Genomic DNA, 16,031 nt, shown 5'->3' with positions numbered 1-16,031 from the left:
GGGGTGAGAACGGCAGCCTGCGGTACAGAATAAACCCGCACGAACCCTAAGTCAGCCGCGCGTTCCGTGATTTCTGCGCGTAAGTGCAGCCGCCGTTATGGTCAAGCTTAGCGCATGCCGGGCAACATGCCCTTCATGCCGCGCATCATCTTCTGCAGATTGCCGCCCTTGAGCTTTTTCATCATCGTGCGCATCTGGTCGTACTGGTTCAGCATGCGGTTGACTTCCTGCACCTGTACGCCCGCGCCCGCGGCGATGCGGCGCTTGCGGGTGGCCTTGATCAGATCGGGCTTGGCGCGCTCGAGCGGGGTCATCGAATTGATGATGCCTTCCATGCGGCGCATCTGCTTTTCCGCCTGGCTCATGTCGGCGCCGGCGGCGGCTTGCTGGAACTGCGCGGGCAGCTTGTCCATCAGCGACGACAGGCCACCCATGCCCTTCATTTGCGTGAGCTGCGCGCGGAAATCGTTGAGGTCGAAGTCGCCGCCTTTCTTGACCTTGTCGGCGAGCTTTTGCGCGGCCTGGACGTCCACGCCGCGTTGCGCTTCTTCGACGAGCGCAAGAATGTCGCCCATGCCGAGAATCCGGTTCGCCATCCGATCCGGGTAGAACACTTCGAGGCCGTCGAGCTTTTCCGCGACGCCGACGAACTTGATCGGCTTGCCCGTCACGTGACGCACGGACAGAGCCGCGCCACCGCGCGAGTCGCCGTCGAGCTTGGTGAGGACCACGCCGGTGAGCGGCAGCGCGTCGCTGAACGCCTTGGCCGTGTTCACCGCGTCCTGGCCGAGCATCGCGTCGACGACGAACAGCGTCTCCGACGGCTTCAGCTCACGGTGAAGCGCGGCGATTTCCTGCATCATCGCTTCGTCGATACCGAGACGGCCGGCCGTGTCGACCAGCAGCACGTCGTGATAGTGGCGCTTGGCCCAATCCACCGCGGCGCGGGCGATATCGACTGGCTTCTGGTCCGGTTCCGACGGGAAGAAGTCCGCGCCGACCTGCTCGGTCACCGTCTTCAACTGCGCGATAGCAGCGGGGCGGTAGACGTCGCACGAAACGGTCAGGACCTTCTTCTTGTACTTTTCGCGCAGCAGCTTGGCGAGCTTGCCGACCGTGGTCGTCTTACCCGCGCCTTGCAGACCCGCCATCAGGATGACGGCCGGCGGCGTGACGGCGAGATTGAGTTCGACCGCCTTGCCTTCATAGTCGCCGCCGATGATCGCGGTCAACTCGCGCTGCACCACGCCGACCAGCGCCTGACCCGGCGACAGGCTGCTGATGACTTCCTCGCCGAGCGCCTTTTCCTTCACCTTGGCGATGAACTCGCGCACGACGGGCAGCGCCACGTCGGCTTCGAGCAGCGCGAGGCGGACTTCGCGCAGCATTTCCTGAGTGTTAGCCTCGGTGAGCCGGGCTTCGCCGCGCAGCGTCTTGACGACACGCGCCATCCGTTGAGTCAGATTGTCGAGCATGGGGAGCGATGGAGAGGGCGGCCCGGGCGGCGCGCGACGTGGAAGACGTCGCGGAGTTGGGGCCTAGTGTAAACTTCGAATATGGATATTGTACTGTATGCCCTCACTGCGCTCCTCTACGGCGGTCTCGCCGTGGCCGGCTGGCGCTCGCACCGGCACGCCACCGCGCGCCCCATGCTCGAGAGCGTGCCGCCGATGCCCGCCGCCGCGAGTGCGTCGGCCGCTTCGGGCATGAGCACGCCGGGCCGAGCGCTGCTGTTCGTCGCGCTGCTCGCGCACGGCGTGCTGCTGCATACCACTATCTTTCCGCAGAACGCGATGGTGTTCGGCTTCGCGTTCGCGCTGTCGGCGATGTTCTGGCTCGGCGCCGGCATCTACTGGATCGAGAGCTTCTTCTTTCCGCTCGACGGCCTGCGCCTGCTGGTGTTGCCGCTCGCGTGCGTCGCGTCGCTGATGCCGCTCGCGTTCAACGGCGTGCGTGTGCTGCCGTATTCGGCGGCGCCGCTGTTCAAGCTGCACTTCCTGATCGCCAACATCGCCTACGGTCTGTTTGCGATCGCGGCGCTGCACGCGATTCTGATGCTGCTCGTCGAGCGCCGCCTGCATGCGATGCGCGGCGGCATGGCGCAGCGGCATCCGGGCGCGGCGGCCAACGGCTGGCTGGTCAGCTGGCTTGATACACTGCCGCCGCTGCTGACGCTCGAGAAGCTGCTGTTCCGTCTGATCGGCGCAGGTTTCATCTTGCTGACGCTCACGCTCGTGTCGGGCATCCTGTTCAGCGAGCAACTGGTCGACCGCGCGTTGCGGCTCGATCACAAGACCGTCTTCGCGATTCTTTCGTGGGTGATGTTCGGCGCGCTGCTGACCGCGCGCAAGGTATCCGGCTGGCGCGGCCGTGCGGCATTGCGCTGGGTGCTGGCGTCGTTCGTCGCGTTGTTGCTGGCGTACGTCGGCAGCCGTTTTGTTTTCGAGGTGCTGTTGCACCGCGCCGTAGTGTGAGCGTGTCCCATGCGACAAATATTTCTGCTGATCCTGTTGTTCATCGTTGGTCAATGGCTGGTAAAGGCGCTGCGTCGTCATGACGCGCAAGCAACCCAGCGCGGCGCCGGCGCCAAAGGCGCGAACGGCGGCGCGCGTCCCTCCGACGCCCCGCAACTCGCCGAGCCGATGATCCGTTGCGCCGAGTGCGGCGTGCATGCGCCGAAGAGCGACTCGGTGATGGTTGCCGGCCAGCCGTTCTGCAGCGCCGCGCACGCGCAGCGCCACGCCGCACGACCCACGGGCCGCGACGCCCGATGAGCGTCGAGTTCACCGTCGACGCAGACGGTTGGGTCGCCGCCGCACGCAAACTGCCATCGCCGAATTTCGAAGCGCGGCCCGCAGGGGCCGTGCCGACGCTGATCGTCGTCCACAACATCAGCCTGCCGCCCAACGAGTTCGGCGGCACGGCGATCGCCGAACTGTTCCAGAACACGCTGGACTGCGATGCTCACCCGTACTACGACTCGCACCTGCGTGGCGTGCGGGTGTCCGCGCATTTCGTGATTCATCGCGACGGCGCACTCGAACAGTTCGTGTCGTGCAACGAGCGCGCGTGGCACGCGGGGCCGTCGAATTTTTTCGGCCGCGAGCGTTGCAATGATTTTTCGATCGGCATCGAGCTGGAGGGCAGCGACACCACTGCCTTCGAAGCGGCGCAATACCGCACGCTCGGGGCGCTGGTGAGCGCGCTGAAGGCGCGCTATCCGGTCCAGGCGCTGGCTGGTCACTCGGACATCGCGCCCGGCCGCAAGACCGATCCAGGGCCTCATTTCGAGTGGCATCGTCTGCAAAGCGACACGTCCCTCGCCGATCGGTATTTCCCCTATCTCAAGTTTTCCAAAACGCCGTAACGACCCTTCGCGCGAGTTCGCGTGATGCGAGGAGAGCAAGGCGCCGTCTTGTTCTCCGGGGAGTTGGCCGTGCGCTGCCAGATCCGGATGTCAAGACTTTGAAGGCAAATAAATCGATTTGATCTGTCTTGAAACTACACTATACTTGGTGCCACAAATTCAGTTTTGCACTATATCTTGTGTTTGGTGTGCATAACTCTGTGCATAACTGAGTGCATAAGTTATGCGGCGCCCCGCTCTTCGAGCATGGCGCCGCAAGCATTCCAGGCAGCGAAAAAAATTCCTGTGGCGCAGCCGGTAGGACCACCGGCGGCATCCAGAAGCATTCAGGAAAGGGGCATAGCAAGTGATCGCGACACGCACGATGAAGACCGTTACGAATTCGAACCAGGCTTCATCGCAGTCGCATCCCGCCAACCGGCCCGGCCGGCCTTTTTCCTGCACCTCATCGCTTGCGCACGCGCTAGCGCAGCGCTCGATTTAATCCGCGGATCTTCCCGCAACATTTCCAGGACCAGGAGCTTTGCACATGCAAACCACCGACAACGCGACGACCCGGTATGAGGGCTCACCGACTGGCCAGGCTTTCGGCCAGGCACAAGGCGCACAAGCGCTCGCGCCGCAGACCACCTATGCCGACTACAAGGTGATCCGTCGTAATGGCAGCGTGGTGTCGTTCGAACCGTCGAAAATCGCCATCGCCGTGACGAAGGCATTCCTGGCCGTCAACGGTGGTCAAGGTGCGGCATCGGCGCGGGTGCGCGAACTGGTCGAGCAACTCACGCAGAACGTGGTGCGCGCGCTCGTGCGCAGCCGCCCGAACGGCGGCACCTTCCATATCGAAGACATTCAGGATCAGGTTGAACTCGCGCTGATGCGCGGCGGCGAGCACAACGTCGCGCGTGCTTACGTGCTGTATCGCGAGAAGCGCACGCAGGCGCGCGGTCATGACGAGCAGGTCGCGGCCAGCGCGCCGGGTCTGAACGTCACCGACAACGGCGTCACGCGTCCGCTGGATCTGGCCGCGCTGCGCGGCATCATCGAATCCGCTTGCGCGAACCTGGGCGACGCCGTGAGCGCCGACCCGATCATCGCTGAAACGGTGAAGAACCTGTACGACGGCGTGCCGATGAGCCAGGTCTACGACTCGGCAATCCTGGCCGCGCGCACGATGATCGAAAAGGACCCGGCGTACAGCCAGGTCACCGCGCGCATCCTGCTGCACACGATCCGCCGCGAGATCCTCGAAGAAGAAGTCACGCAAGCCGAGATGGGCGAGCGCTACGCCGAGTACTTCCCGCAGTTCATCAAGCGCGGCGTGCAAGCCGAGCTGCTCGACGACAAGCTGCTGCAGTTCGACCTGAAGCGCCTCGGCGCCGCGCTCGACAACAACCGCGACCTGCAGTTCGGCTACCTCGGTCTGCAAACGCTGTACGACCGCTACTTCCTGCATCACGACAACGTGCGTATCGAAATGCCGCAGGCATTCTTTATGCGTGTCGCGATGGGCCTGTCGCTCAACGAGATCGACCGCGAAGCGCGCGCGATCGAGTTCTACAACGTGCTGTCGAGCTTCGACTTCATGTCGTCCACGCCGACGCTGTTCAACTCGGGCACCCGCCGCTCGCAACTGTCGTCGTGCTACCTGACCACGGTCGACGACGACCTCGACGGCATCTACGAAGCGCTGAAGGAAAACGCGCTGCTGTCGAAGTTCGCCGGCGGCCTCGGCAACGACTGGACGCGCGTGCGTGCGCTCGGCTCGCACATCAAGGGCACCAACGGCAAGTCGCAAGGCGTCGTGCCGTTCCTGAAGGTCGTCAACGACACGGCGGTCGCCGTGAACCAGGGCGGCAAGCGCAAGGGCGCGGTGTGCGCGTACCTGGAAACGTGGCACCTGGACATCGAAGAATTCCTCGAGCTGCGCAAGAACACCGGCGACGACCGGCGCCGCACGCACGACATGAACACGGCGAACTGGATTCCCGACCTGTTCATGAAGCGCGTGATGGAAGGCGGCGACTGGACGCTGTTCTCGCCGTCCACGTGCCCGGACCTGCACGACAAGTTCGGCGCCGAGTTCGAAGCGGCTTACACGGCTTACGAAGACAAGGTCGCACGCGGCGAGATCAAGCTGTTCAAGAAGATTCCGGCGGCGCAACTGTGGCGCAAGATGCTGGGCATGCTGTTCGAAACCGGCCATCCGTGGATCACGTTCAAGGACCCGTGCAATGTGCGCTCGCCGCAACAGCACGTCGGCGTCGTCCACTCGTCGAACCTGTGCACGGAAATCACGCTGAACACCAGCGACGCCGAAATCGCCGTCTGCAACCTGGGCTCGGTGAACCTCGTCGCGCACCTGAAGGAACAGGCCGACGGCACGCTGGCGCTCGACCACGACAAGCTCAAGCGCACCGTCAGCGTGGCGATGCGCATGCTCGACAACGTGATCGACATCAACTACTACGCGGTCGCCAAGGCGCGTAATTCGAACCTGAAGCACCGTCCGGTCGGCCTCGGCATCATGGGCTTCCAGGACTGCCTGCATCTGCTGCGCACGCCGTACGCGTCGCAAGAGGCGGTCGCTTTCGCCGACACGTCGATGGAAGCGGTGTGCTACTACGCTTACTACGCGTCGACCGAACTGGCGCAAGAGCGCGGCCGCTACTCGAGCTACCGCGGCTCGCTGTGGGATCGCGGCATCCTGCCGCAAGACTCGGTGAAGCTGCTCGCCGACGCACGCGGCGGCTATGTCGAAGTCGATTCGAGCGAGTCGATGGACTGGACCGAACTGCGTTCGCGCATCGCCACCTACGGCATGCGCAACTCGAACTGCGTCGCGATCGCACCGACGGCGACCATCTCGAACATCATCGGCGTGTCGGCTTGCATCGAGCCGACGTTCCAGAACCTGTACGTGAAGTCGAACCTGTCGGGCGAATTCACGGTGGTCAACGACTACCTGGTGCGCGACCTGAAGGCGCGCGGCCTGTGGGACGAGGTGATGGTCGCCGACCTGAAGTACTTCGACGGCACGCTCTCGCGCATCGACCGCATCCCGGCCGACCTGCGCGCGATCTACGCGACCGCGTTCGAACTCGATCCGGTGTGGCTGGTCGAGGCGGCCTCGCGTCGTCAGAAGTGGATCGACCAGGCGCAGTCGCTGAACATCTACATGGGCGGCGCATCGGGTAAGAAGCTCGACGAGATCTACAAGCTCGCATGGGTGCGCGGTCTGAAGACCACCTACTACCTGCGCACGATGGCGGCGACGCACGTCGAGAAGTCGACGGTCGCGCACGGCGCGCTGAACGCGGTGAGCGCAGGTGGCGCGGGCTCGGGTGGCGACGCAGGCGGCGCGGCCGGTGGCTTCGGCGTCAGCGGCGGCGCAGCGGGTGGCGCGGTGGGCGGCATCCAGGCTGCCGCGGCAGCGCCGGCAGTCGCGGTCGAAGCAGCGCCCGAAGCGGATGGTCCGGTCTGCATGATGCGCCCGGGCGACCCTGGCTTTGAAGAGTGCGAGGCTTGCCAGTAAGCACGCGGCAAGCAGCAGGATCGCTGCTTGCTGACGGGTCGTAGGTGATGACCCGCATGCAGCGATCCGCGTATCTATATAGATGCGGCAGAAGTGAAGCAGAGCCGGTGAGCGGCGAGTGGGACCGAAGCAAGCGATGGGATCTGAAGTCGCGCCGCTCATCGACAGCAGCGAAGCCAGGCAGGAGTCGTCAGCAGCACCAGACGAAGCGCGCGACACAGTGCGCGTAGCAAACGCTTCGATCGATGGGCCGATCAACCTGACCGGCCGCATGCATCGCTCGCCATCGCATCGGGCTTCACCTCGCGAGCGCCGTTGAAGCAGACAGCGCGGCTAACGCGGCGCTGCGCGAAGCACAGCGACGAACCACGCGAGGCAACACAGTCAGCAACCGCAAGACGCTGCAGACTCGCTCCGCAATACAGATAGATAGAGCAGCGAAATGTCACTTCGACACGTTGCTCTTCGAGATCGCGAAGCACGCCGACAACACACGTTCAACACGCGTCACTTCATGCGTGACACAGAGTCCGTTGAACAAAGTGTTGTATGAACGTAGCAACGCGAATCGAAAACAGGATTTTTCATCAGCGAACTCTTTTATCGCTCGTGAAAAGATGGTACAAACCGTTCTAAATTGATGGTGACATTTATGCTCAACTGGGATGACGAGATCACTGCCGTAACTCCCTCGAGCGGCGCGCAACAGAATGCGTTGCGCAACGCAGCGGGATCGGCTGTCGGTTCGCAAATCGGAACGCGTTCCGCTCCTCATGCTCCCTCGGCTCAAGACGTGTTCGCGAACGACATCGCTGTCGCTCCCGTCACTCACGCTGCTGGAACGGCTGCCGTTTCCGAAGCGCGGGTCAATGTCGCCGACAAGCGCATCATCAACGGCCAGACCGACGTCAATCAGTTGGTGCCGTTCAAGTACAAGTGGGCCTGGGAAAAGTATCTGGCTGGTTGCGCCAACCACTGGATGCCGCAAGAAGTGAACATGTCGCGCGACATCGCCTTGTGGAAAGACCCGAACGGGCTGACCGAAGACGAGCGCCGCATCGTCAAGCGCAACCTGGGCTTCTTCGTGACGGCCGACTCGCTGGCCGCCAACAACATCGTGCTGGGCACCTACCGCCATATCACGGCGCCCGAATGCCGCCAGTTTCTGCTGCGCCAGGCGTTCGAAGAGGCGATCCACACGCACGCTTACCAGTACATCGTCGAATCGCTGGGCCTCGACGAAGGCGAAATCTTCAACGCGTATCACGAGGTTTCCTCGATCCGCGCGAAAGACGAATTCCTGATTCCGTACATCCACGTGCTGACCGACCCGGCCTTCAAGACCGGTACGCTCGAGGCAGACCAGACCCTGCTGCGCTCGCTGATCGTGTTCGCCTGTGTGATGGAAGGCCTGTTCTTCTACGTCGGCTTTACACAAATCCTGGCGCTCGGCCGCCAGAACAAGATGACCGGCGCGGCGGAACAGTACCAGTACATCCTGCGCGACGAGTCGATGCACTGCAACTTCGGCATCGACCTGATCAACCAGATCAAACTCGAAAACCCGCAACTCTGGACGGCTGAGTTCCGCGCGGAAATCCGCGAGATCTTCCAGCAAGCGGTCGAACTTGAATATCGTTACGCTGAAGACACGATGCCGCGCGGGGTGCTCGGCCTCAATGCGTCGATGTTCAAGAGCTATCTGCGCTTCATCTGCAACCGCCGTTGCCAGCAGATCGGTCTCGATCCGCTGTACCCGAACGAGGAAAACCCGTTCCCGTGGATGAGCGAGATGATCGACCTGAAGAAGGAGCGCAACTTCTTCGAGACGCGAGTGATCGAATATCAAACTGGCGGTGCGCTGACCTGGGAGTAAGCCGGGTTCGTGTCGCAGATGCATTCATCGATGGGGATGCCGCCGGCTTCGGTCGCGGCAAATTTGGTTAGGAGCAGAACCGCCTGATGCAAAGCGTGCCCGGTGCCTTAGCGGCCCACAAACATGACAGGCACTTTGCGGACCCTTCAGTGGGATGGGCAAACTTCCCCCCGGAAAAAGCCGCTGGCGTCACCGCCAGCGGCTCGATCAAGCAATTGCCGGCGTTGCGGTGCAACGCCGACCAGATCTGGCGCGCGGTGCCTGTTGGCACGGCGCGCCTTACCGCATTCATTAGCGTAAGCGCGCAGCACCTGCGTACGCCGATGAATAGCCCGCTTCGTAGCGCGCGCCCTGAGAAGCGTCCGCGGGAAGCGGGTTTTGACGAAGGGTGTAGTTTGAACTGACTCTCATCTGAAAACCTGAAGGAGAAAATGATGGCAACCGCAAAGAAAGCCGCCGCTAAGAAACCCGCAGCGAAGAAGGTCGCAGCCAAGAAGGCTGCTCCGGCAAAGAAGGCTGCTCCGGCGAAGAAAGTCGCTGCCAAGAAGGTCGCAGTGAAGAAGGTTGCAGCGAAGAAGGCAGCGCCGGCTAAGAAGGTTGCAGCGAAGAAAGCTGCGCCGGCCAAGAAGGTTGCAGCCAAGAAAGTCGCAGCGAAGAAAGTCGCTGTGAAGAAGGTCGCGGCCAAGAAGGCAGCGCCGGCCAAGAAAGCTGCAGTGAAGAAGGTTGCAGCGAAGAAGGCAGCACCGGCGAAGAAGGCCGCGGCGAAGAAGGCAGCACCGGCGAAGAAGGCCGCAGCGAAGAAGGCTGCGCCTGCGAAAAAGGCCGCTGCTAAAAAGGCTGCGCCTGCGAAAAAGGCTGCTGCTAAAAAGGCTGCGCCTGCCAAGAAGGCTGCCGCGAAGAAGGCCGCCGCTCCTGCTAAGAAGGCTGCGCCTGCGAAGAAGGCTGTCGCCAAGAAGGCTGCGCCTGCACCCGCTGCGACTGCTGTCTCGAGCGCACCGGCGGCGACGGTGAAGACCGCGCTGAACCCGGCAGCGGCATGGCCGTTCCCGACGGGCAGCCGTCCGTAAGCAGTAGCAGTACTTCGACACGTCGCACGATGTGTCCGATGATCGGGTAGCGCTCAGGCAGTGATGAGCGCTACTCGTTCAGAATCCCGTGGCCGGTTCTCGGCGACGGGATTTTTTTTGCCCGCGGTTTTTGCGCGGGCGTGCGCGACCGGCTGAAAGCGGTTTGGCTGGAAGCAGGCAGACGAGCAGGCAGACGAGCAGGCAGACGAGATGCAGACGAGATGCAGACGAGATGCAGACGAAAAAACACGCATGCACAGGGGAGGGCATGCGTGTGAGGTCGTCGCGGCGACCCGTAGGCTGCCGCGCGAGAGGGGAAATTTTAGTGCGTGACGCGCGTGACGCCGCCGCTGGAGAGGAGCCGCACGCGATCGCCGGCGCGGAAGATTTCGCCGGAGGTGGTTTGTGTGATCGCACGCATGTCGCCGTTGTCGAGCCGCACGGTGATCTCGACACCGTCGCGCATCGCAACGCGGTTCTCGACCGCATTGCCGGCGACCGCACCGCCGATACCGCCGATGATGCCCGTGGCGACCGAGCCGCGGCCGCCGCCGATCGAGCTGCCAGCCAGCGCGCCGAGGGCACCGCCGCCAACCGCACCCAGGCCGCTCGGCTGGCCGTTGTTCGAGCTGATGCGCACTGCGCGCACACTGTCGACCGTAGCCATGCGGACCGTTTGTTCGCGCTGTGCCTGCGACGCCGTGAAGACGTTGGGAGAACTACTGTTGCTCGCGCATCCCGACATCGCCAGCGACCCGGCGATCAAGGCGGCGACTATCAGGCGATTCGTTGTCCTCATTCCCTAGCTCCCATGGCTCGCGGTGTTAAGGCAGGCTGTAGCCGAATGCCCCCTCGAACCGCTCGTTGATTTCCGCCCGGCTGGGCGCATAGTTTTGCGGGCCCTGATGCTCGATCTTCAGTGCACCCATCAGGCTTGCCAGGCGCCCCGTGGTGGCCCAGCCAAGCTTGTTCTCGATGCCGTAGAGCAAGCCGCCGCGGAAGGCATCGCCGCAGCCTGTCGGGTCGAGCACCTGCTTTGCGTTGACCGCCGGAATCGCTTCGATACCGCCGGCATGATGGATCTGCGAACCTTGTTCGCCGAGCGTGACGATCAACGCTTCGACCTTGCCGGCGATCTGTTCGATCGACCAGCCGGTCTTGTTGCTCACCAGCTTGGCTTCGTAATCGTTGACAGCTACATACGTGGCAAGTTCAATCATGCGGCGCAGCGTATCGCCGTCGAAGAGCGGCAAACCTTGGCCAGGATCGAAGATGAACGGCACGCCGGCGGCCGCCAGATGTTCCGAATGCTGGATCATGCCGTCGTAGCCGTCCGGTCCGACGATGCCGAGCGTAATGCCCTTCGCTTCGTCTGCGCGGTTCAGATGCGACTGCATCATCGCGCCCGGATGGAACGCGGTGATCTGATTGTTTTCCAGGTCGGTGGTGATCATCGCTTGCGCCGTGTAGGCGTCCGGCACGACGAGCACGCTTTGCGTCGACAGCCCGAGTTGCTCGAAGCGGTCGAGGTAAAGCTGCGCGTCGACCGAGCCGAGCGTGCCCATGATGCGTGCGTCGCCGCCGAGCAGATGCAGCGCGTAAGCGATGTTGCCCGCGCAGCCGCCGAACTCGCGGCGCATCGTCGGCACGAGAAAGCTGACGTTCAGGATGTGGACCTGCTCCGGCAGGATGTGCTCCCGGAAGCGTCCCTCGAAAGTCATGATGTTGTCGTAGGCGAGCGAGCCGCAAATGAGCGTAGCCAAGGCGAGCGTTCCTGTAAAAAGCGTTGGAGAGAGGGGGCGTGACGATGCGACGGCGCCGCGCACGAGGCGAGGCGCCGTCGCTCGTGCGCAAAAGGCTTACTTCAGCGCGGCGAGTGCTGCGTCGTAGTTCGGCTCGTTCTTGATTTCGCCGACCAGCTCGGCGTGCACGACCTTGTCGTTCTCGTCGATCACCACCACGGCGCGCGCCGTCAGGCCGGTCAGCGGACCGCTCGTCACGTCGACGCCGTAAGCCTGGGCGAACTCGTGGCCGCGGAACGTGGAGGCCGTGACGACGTTCTCGATGCCTTCGGTCGTGCAGAAGCGCGAGGCCGCGAACGGCAGGTCGCCCGACACGACGATCACGGCGGTGTTGGTCAGCTTGGCGGCCGCTTCGTTGAACTTGCGGGTCGAGGTGGCGCAGGTCGGCGTGTCGAGGCTCGGGACGATGTTCAGCACCTTGCGCTTGCCGGCGAAATCGGCGAGCGACACGGGCTTCAGATCTTTGCCGACCAGCGAGAAAGCGGCCGCGCTCTGGCCCACTGACGGAAACGTTCCGGCTACTTCGATCGGGTTGCCGCCCAGAGTGACTTGGCTCATGTTGTTGTGCTCCGAAAAATCGTCAGAAATGACGGTGAAGCGCCCGGTCATGGCCGGGCGCGCGAGGGCGCGTTACGGATAAAAAATCTGTACGCGGAAATTGGATGCGATCGCCGTGCCCGTGTCGAGATGCACGATCATGGTCTGCGTCGTGTGTGCCGGCAGCCCGGCCGCGATCGACGTGCCGGGCGGCACATAATCCTGAGGCCACAGCACGCGCCGCACCGCGACGTTGTTCTGTTCGTCGAGCAGCGTGAGTTCGATGGCGGGGTAGGCCAGCGCGATGTTGAATCGGTTGTGCAGCGGCATCTTCAGTTCGAGCTTGTGCGGGCCGTCGATCTGCCGCAGATCGGACGGCTCGACCTGCAAGCCGTCGATGTCGTGCGGCGGCATCACCTCGCAGCCGAGCTGTGCGCAGGCCTTCGCATACAGCGTCTGCGAGCGCGGGAAGTACACCTGTACCGTTTCGCGTTGCCACCACGCGAGTTGCACGAGCAGCCCGATGACCAACAGCAGTCCCACCACCGACGCGGCGATCGCCCAGCCGGTGCGCCGTGCTTCGCCGGGGCGGCTTTCGCGCATCACGGGGAACGGATCGTTGCCGTCGTTCACGGGATTGACGGAGAAGGGCTCGCCGCTGGCAGCGGCGAAAGCCGGGCCGCCGACGCCGCGACCACCGGGACCGCCGGTGCCCGAGCCGCCGGCGGCGGCGGTGGCACCGAAGGGAGCCGAGTTCGCAGCCGAGCCTGCAGCCGTCGCGCCCAAACCAGCGGCTCCGACACCGGCCGTGCCTAGACCGGCCGTGCCAAAATGCGGTTCGTTATCAGGGATGCCATGTGCCCGCGCTGTCTGGCCCACAGCGGGTTCGGAGGAGCGTTCGGTCTTGTGCCAAACCTGCGGCGCTTCTTCCACCGTCGGCTCTTCCTCGGGCTGATACGCAAAAGGTTCGAGCGGCGCGTCGGCCAGCACGGGTTCGTCGTCGGGAGGCAGCAGCGTCGTGAAAGCGCCGGGCGGCAATTCCGGCTCGGCGGCGTGGCCCGGCGTAAGCGCGACGCCCGCGTCGGTCGAGACCGGCGTTAGCGGCACATTGCCGGCGTTGTGCAGCAGACGATTGTCGATGGCCGCGTCGGGCGTGGGCGCCCCGGGGTTCCATCCTTCCGCGCTGAAGTCGGGGCCTGTCTGACGCACGCCCGACAGCGCCTCGATCGCCGCGGCAGCGGCCACCGGTTTGGCGGTGGAAAAGTCACCGCCCTCGGTGATGTCGAACAGGCTGCTCGATGCGTCGAAAGCTTCGTGGCAATGCCCGCAGCGCACGAGGCCGCGGCGCAGTGCGAGCTGCGCCGGCTGAAGACGGAAGACGGTTTCGCAGAAGGGGCAACGCGTCGCCAGGAGCATATTGAGCCGATAAGCCGGTAGGCCGTTGGTTAGACAATACGCCTTATTCTAATGGCTTTCGCGACGTGTTCCCGTCAGACACACCCAACCTTCGTGTTCGCGCCATACGCCGATATCGATCCAGCGCGCGTACACCTGCGCGACTTCCTCCGCCTGCCGCGCCAGAATGCCGGACAGCGCGATCCGGCCACCCGGCTTGACCTTCGACGACAGCATCGACGCCATCAGCTTGAGCGGATTGGACAGGATATTGGCGACCACGATATCGAATTCGCCGGTGGGACATTCGTCGGGCAAACCGTACGTCACCTCGGCGCGGTTGCGCTCGCTGTTGTGACGCGCCGATTCGACCGCTTGCGGGTCGATGTCGATGCCATACACCGGATTCGCGCCGCACTTCTTCGCGAGGATCGCGAGGATGCCGGAGCCGCAACCGTAGTCGAGCACGGACTGCTCGGGCTTGACCGATTGCTCCAGCCATTCCATGCACAGGCGCGTGGTGGGATGGCTGCCGGTGCCGAACGCGAGGCCCGGGTCCAGCTCCAGCACCAATGCTTCGGGGTCCGGCGCATCGTGCCATGACGGCACGACCCAGATCCGTTCGCCGATTGGAATCGGATCGAACTGCGACTGCGTGAGCCGCACCCAGTCCTGCTCTTCGACTTCCCGCACAGTGAACGACGGCGCGGCATCCAGCCCGACCTCGTTCGCCGCGGCGGTCAGCAGCACTGCCGGCTCGTGTTCCGGCGCGAGCAGCGCGATCACGCGCGAACGCTGCCACGCCGTGCGATCCGGCGTGAGACCGGGCTCGCCGAACAGCGGCTGTTCGTCGGGCGTGTCGGCGTCCGCGTCTTCGACCGATACGGACAACGCGCCCAACTCGAGCAACGCGTCGGAAAACTCCTCCGCGTGCTCGCGTGCCAGCTCGGCGATCAATTCCCGGTAGCTCATGACTTACGCTTCTTCCGGCGCGGCCTGCAGCTTCGCGGCCAACCGGTTTTCGAGGTAGTGAATGCTGGTGCCGCCTTCGACGAATTTCGCGTCGAGCATCAGCTCGCGGTGCAACGGGATGTTGGTCTGAATGCCTTCGACCACCATTTCCGACAACGCGATGCGCATCCGCTTGATCGCCTGTTCGCGCGTGGCGCCGTAAGCGATCAGCTTGCCGATCATCGAATCATAGTTCGGCGGCACGAAATAGCCGTTGTACGCGTGCGAATCGACACGGATGCCGGGGCCGCCCGGCATATGCCACGAGGTCAAACGGCCCGGCGACGGAATGAACTTGAACGGATCTTCGGCGTTGATCCGGCATTCGATCGCATGACCCTTGAACGTGATGTCGCGCTGACGGAACGCGAGCTTTTCACCGGCTGCGATGCGGATCTGCTCCTGCACGATGTCGACGCCCGTGATCAGTTCGGTCACCGGGTGTTCGACCTGCACGCGCGTGTTCATTTCGATGAAGTAGAACTCGCCGTTTTCGTACAGGAACTCGAACGTGCCCGCGCCCAGATAGCCCATCTTCTTGCAGGCGTCCGCGCAGCGATCGCCGATACGGTCGATCAGACGGCGCGCGATGCCCGGCGCCGGCGCTTCTTCGATCACTTTCTGGTGACGGCGCTGCATCGAGCAGTCGCGCTCGCCGAGCCAGATCGCGTTCCTGAACGAATCGGACAGCACCTGGATTTCGATGTGCCGCGGGTTCTCCAGGAATTTCTCCATGTAGACCTGCGGGTTGCCGAACGCGCGGCCGGCTTCTTCACGCGTCATGTTGACCGCGTTGACGAGCGCCGCCTCGGTGTGGACCACGCGCATGCCGCGGCCACCGCCGCCGCCGGCGGCCTTGATGATGACCGGATAGCCGACCTGGCGGGCAATCTTCACGATCTCTTTCGGATCGTCCGGCAGCGCGCCTTCCGAACCCGGCACGCACGGCACGCCGGTCTTGATCATGGTCTGCTTGGCCGTAACCTTGTCGCCCATCATCCGGATCGTTTCCGGGCGCGGGCCGATGAAGGTGAAGCCGGACTGCTCGACGCGCTCGGCGAAGTCGGCGTTCTCCGACAGGAAGCCGTAGCCGGGGTGGATCGCTTCGGCGTCGGTGACTTCAGCCGCGCTGATCAGCGCGGGCATGTTCAGATAGCTCAGATTCGACGGCGCCGGGCCGATGCAAACCGCCTCGTCGGCGAGCTTGACGTACTTGGCTTCCTTGTCGGCTTCCGAATAGACGACGACCGTCTTGACGCCGAGTTCGCGGCAGGCGCGCTGAATACGAAGCGCGATCTCGCCACGATTGGCAATGAGGATTTTTTCAAACATAGCGGGTTTTCGACTCATCAATGGGCGCCGGGTTGCTCACAACACCGGCCGCCTCAGAGGATCGGTCGCGCGCCTCTCGACAGCGGCGCGCGGGCGGCGAACAATAAGTGCC

Annotated in this window: 14 protein-coding genes; 7 read left to right on the top strand and 7 right to left on the bottom strand. The window is 63.7% G+C overall.

The features are described from left to right. Positions 1–107: 107 nt before the first annotated feature. Positions 108–1,475, bottom strand: coding sequence for a signal recognition particle protein (ffh, locus tag FVF58_RS30140; RefSeq protein WP_149673428.1), 1,368 nt, complete (start codon positions 1,473–1,475; stop codon positions 108–110). A gap of 81 nt (positions 1,476–1,556) precedes the next feature. On the opposite strand from ffh, the gene FVF58_RS30135 reads away from it, so the two are divergent. From FVF58_RS30135 to FVF58_RS30105, 7 genes are all read left to right on the top strand, one after another. Continuing rightward, positions 1,557–2,474 (top strand): cytochrome C assembly family protein, encoded by a 918-nt coding sequence (locus tag FVF58_RS30135; RefSeq protein WP_149673427.1) that lies wholly within the window; start codon positions 1,557–1,559, stop codon positions 2,472–2,474. Between the two features lie 9 nt (positions 2,475–2,483). After that, complete coding sequence (locus tag FVF58_RS30130) at positions 2,484–2,774, top strand: PP0621 family protein (RefSeq protein ID WP_149673426.1); 291 nt, start codon at positions 2,484–2,486, stop codon at positions 2,772–2,774. Continuing rightward, entirely contained in the window at positions 2,771–3,367 is a 597-nt protein-coding gene (ampD, locus tag FVF58_RS30125; RefSeq protein ID WP_149673425.1) for a 1,6-anhydro-N-acetylmuramyl-L-alanine amidase AmpD, read from the top strand. The genes FVF58_RS30130 and ampD overlap by 4 nt, the downstream gene beginning before the upstream one ends. Before the next feature lie 529 nt (positions 3,368–3,896). Further along, entirely contained in the window at positions 3,897–6,899 is a 3,003-nt protein-coding gene (locus FVF58_RS30120) for a ribonucleoside-diphosphate reductase subunit alpha (protein WP_149673424.1), read from the top strand. Positions 6,900–7,551: 652 nt separating this feature from the next. Continuing rightward, positions 7,552–8,775, top strand: a complete 1,224-nt coding sequence (locus FVF58_RS30115; RefSeq protein ID WP_149673423.1) for a ribonucleotide-diphosphate reductase subunit beta — start codon at positions 7,552–7,554, stop codon at positions 8,773–8,775. Positions 8,776–8,861: 86 nt separating this feature from the next. Beyond that, complete coding sequence (locus FVF58_RS30110; protein ID WP_149673422.1) at positions 8,862–9,179, top strand: hypothetical protein; 318 nt, start codon at positions 8,862–8,864, stop codon at positions 9,177–9,179. A 30-nt stretch (positions 9,180–9,209) separates the two neighbouring features. Continuing rightward, positions 9,210–9,842, top strand: coding sequence for a histone H1-like DNA-binding protein (locus FVF58_RS30105; protein WP_149673471.1), 633 nt, complete (start codon positions 9,210–9,212; stop codon positions 9,840–9,842). A 322-nt stretch (positions 9,843–10,164) separates the two neighbouring features. On the opposite strand, the gene FVF58_RS30100 is transcribed toward FVF58_RS30105, so the two are convergent. The 6 genes from FVF58_RS30100 to accC all read right to left on the bottom strand — a co-directional run bounded on the left by FVF58_RS30100 (position 10,165) and on the right by accC (position 15,919). Further along, positions 10,165–10,641, bottom strand: a complete 477-nt coding sequence (locus FVF58_RS30100; RefSeq protein WP_149673421.1) for an outer membrane lipoprotein — start codon at positions 10,639–10,641, stop codon at positions 10,165–10,167. Between the two features lie 25 nt (positions 10,642–10,666). Then, a complete protein-coding gene (locus tag FVF58_RS30095) occupies positions 10,667–11,605 on the bottom strand; it encodes a carbohydrate kinase family protein (RefSeq protein ID WP_149673420.1) in 939 nt (312 codons plus the stop codon). 96 nt (positions 11,606–11,701) lie between these two features. Then, a complete protein-coding gene (tpx, locus tag FVF58_RS30090; RefSeq protein WP_149673419.1) occupies positions 11,702–12,202 on the bottom strand; it encodes a thiol peroxidase in 501 nt (166 codons plus the stop codon). A 72-nt stretch (positions 12,203–12,274) separates the two neighbouring features. Beyond that, on the bottom strand, positions 12,275–13,597 hold the full coding sequence (locus FVF58_RS30085) for a zinc-ribbon and DUF3426 domain-containing protein (protein ID WP_149673418.1): 1,323 nt from the start codon (positions 13,595–13,597) through the stop codon (positions 12,275–12,277). A gap of 48 nt (positions 13,598–13,645) precedes the next feature. Continuing rightward, complete coding sequence (gene prmA / locus FVF58_RS30080; RefSeq protein ID WP_149673417.1) at positions 13,646–14,548, bottom strand: 50S ribosomal protein L11 methyltransferase; 903 nt, start codon at positions 14,546–14,548, stop codon at positions 13,646–13,648. Positions 14,549–14,551: 3 nt separating this feature from the next. Then, complete coding sequence (gene accC, locus FVF58_RS30075) at positions 14,552–15,919, bottom strand: acetyl-CoA carboxylase biotin carboxylase subunit (protein ID WP_149673416.1); 1,368 nt, start codon at positions 15,917–15,919, stop codon at positions 14,552–14,554. Positions 15,920–16,031 lie beyond the last annotated feature (112 nt).

The sequence above is a fragment of the Paraburkholderia panacisoli genome (assembly GCF_008369935.1).
Classification (GTDB): domain Bacteria; phylum Pseudomonadota; class Gammaproteobacteria; order Burkholderiales; family Burkholderiaceae; genus Paraburkholderia; species Paraburkholderia panacisoli.
The sequence above is the reverse complement of the archived record's forward strand: the minus strand, read 5'-3'. Positions and strand labels throughout refer to the sequence as shown.